We start from the raw sequence: 2,400 nt of genomic DNA, 5'->3' as shown, positions 1-2,400 counted from the left end.
CCGGGGGCGTGAGGCGTGCTGCATGGGGCGTGATGCTCGGACGCGCGCGGGACGCGTCCTCCCTGCCGAGCATAGGCCGCCTCGCGGCGCGGCAGGGGGGTGCGGCGGCCCCGGACCGGGCCGCTCTGGCAGGGTGGGGACATGCATCTGATCCCACGCACCCTCTGGGTGCTCGCCCGCGCCCGCCGCCGCCCGCCCCTGTCGATCTGGGACTCCGCGTCCCTGCCGATGCGGGCCCTGCCCACGGACGTGGACATCGCCGGGCACGTGAACAACGGCCAGTACTTCGGCCTGTTCGACCTCGGCCGCTTCGACCTCATGGCCCGCTCCGGCGTCATGCGGGCCGTCCGCCGGCGCGGCTGGCTGCCCGTGGTGCAGGCCGAGCAGATCGCCTTCCGCCGCTCCGTCACCCTGGGCACCGCGTTCACCCTGGAGACCCGGATCATCGGCCTCGACGAGCGCGCCGTCTGGTTCGAGCAGCGCGTGGTGGTGGCCGGGGACGTGGCCGTGCGCGGGTACGTCTGCACCCGGCTGCGCGGCCGCGACGGCACCCCCGTGGGCAACGACGAGGTGCGCGCCCTCGCCGTCGAGCTGGGCCACGATCCGGCCGCCGAGCCCGAGCTGCCGGGCTGGCTGCACGACTGGCGCGAGCAGGTCGCCCTGCCCTCGGCGCGCACCCCGCTGCCGCACTCCTGGGGGCGCTGACCGGGGCCGGTTTGACCGGTGACGCGGCTCACGTGCAGAGTGCGCCCATGACCCCCACGTTCTCCGCGCAGGACCACGACGACCTCGACCGCGTCCTCACCGCCACCGGCGGCATCCCCGACCCCGCCGACCTCCAGCACCTGGCCGACGACGCCGTCGCGCAGGTCCGCCGCTGGCTCGCCGACGCGCGCGGCCACCAGGCCGACTTCGCCGCCCAGCAGCTGGCCGGCGCCCTGAAGGAGCCGGGCGGCCTGGACTTCATCGTCCGCTTCGTGGACCACGTGGTGCGGCCGGAGGACCCGGCCATCGCCGCCCGCGCCCTGCGCGAGCTCGCCCAGCAGGCCCCCGGTTTCCTGCCCCCGGCCCTGCGCGCCGTGTTCGGCGTCGGCGGCCGCGCGGCCCCGCTCGTGCCGCGCGTCGCCGTGCCGGTGGCCCGGCGCGTGCTGCGCCGGATGGTCTCCCACCTGATCGTCGACGCGCGCGACCGGCAGCTCGGCGAGGCCATCGCCGCCCTGCGCGACGAGCGCACCCGGTTGAACGTGAACCTGCTCGGCGAGGCCATCCTCGGCAAGGGCGAGGCCGACCGCCGCCTCGAGGGCATCGCCGGGCTCATCCGCCGCAAGGACGTGGACTACGTGTCCGTGAAGGTCTCCGCCGCCACCGCCCCGCACGCCCCCTACGCGTTCGACGAGGCCGTCGCGGACATAGCCGAGCGCCTCACGCCGCTCTACGAGCTGGCCCGGGACAACGGCACCTTCATCAACCTGGACATGGAGGAGTACCACGACCTCGACCTCACCCTGAACGTGTTCACCGGCCTGCTCGAGCAGCCCGGGCTGCGCGACTACGAGGCCGGGATCGTGCTGCAGGCCTACCTGCCGGACGCGCTCGCGGCCATGGTGCGCCTGCAGGAGTGGGCGGCCCGTCGCGTGGCCGCCGGCGGGGCCCCCGTGAAGGTGCGCGTGGTCAAGGGCGCCAACCTGCCCATGGAGCAGATGCAGGCCTCCCTCATGGGCTGGCCGGTGGCCACCGTGGCCTCCAAGCAGGAGGCGGACACCAACTACAAGCGAGTCCTGAACTACGCGCTCACCCCGGAGCACCTGCGCCACGTGCGCATCGGCGTGGCCGGGCACAACCTCTTCGACGTCGCCCTGGCCCACCGCCTCATGGACCGCCGCGGCCTCGGCCCGGAGCAGGTGGAGTTCGAGATGCTGCTGGGCATGGCCACCGGCCAGGCCGCCGCCGTGAAGGCGGACGTCGGCTCGCTGCTGCTCTACACCCCGGTGGTGCGGCCCGAGGAGTTCGACGTGGCCATCTCCTACCTCGTGCGCCGCCTCGAGGAGGGCGCCTCCCCGGAGAACTTCATGTCCGCGGTCTTCGACCTGGACGCGGACGAGGCCCTGTTCGCCCGCGAGGAGGAGCGCTTCCGCGCCTCGCTGGCCCACCTGGACGCCGAGGTGCCCCGCCCCTCCCGCGGCCAGGACCGCTCGCGCGGGGAGGACGGCGTACGGCCGGCCCCCGTGGACGGGTTCGCCAACACCCCGGACACCGACCCCTCGCTGCCCGGCAACCGCGCCTGGGCGCGCGGGATCCTCGAGGCGATCCCGGGCTCGGCGCTGGGGGCCGAGCGCGCCCGCGCGCACCGCGTGGGCACCGCCGAGGCCGCCCGCGCCGCGATCGCGGACACGCAGGCCC

At 75.3% G+C, this 2,400-nt stretch carries 2 protein-coding genes; both read left to right on the top strand.

The genetic code is table 11. The features are described 5' to 3' along the window. Positions 1-141: 141 nt before the first annotated feature. A complete protein-coding gene (locus NWP10_RS11570; RefSeq protein ID WP_258301003.1) occupies positions 142-705 on the top strand; it encodes an acyl-CoA thioesterase in 564 nt (187 codons plus the stop codon). 47 nt (positions 706-752) lie between these two features. Further along, the coding region (locus tag NWP10_RS11565; protein ID WP_258301002.1) for a proline dehydrogenase family protein at positions 753-2,400 on the top strand (1,648 nt) is incomplete at its 3' end.

It is taken from the genome of Micrococcus sp. HG099 (assembly GCF_024723355.1).
GTDB lineage: Bacteria > Actinomycetota > Actinomycetes > Actinomycetales > Micrococcaceae > Micrococcus > Micrococcus endophyticus.
This window is presented reverse-complemented; position numbering and strand designations above follow the sequence as displayed.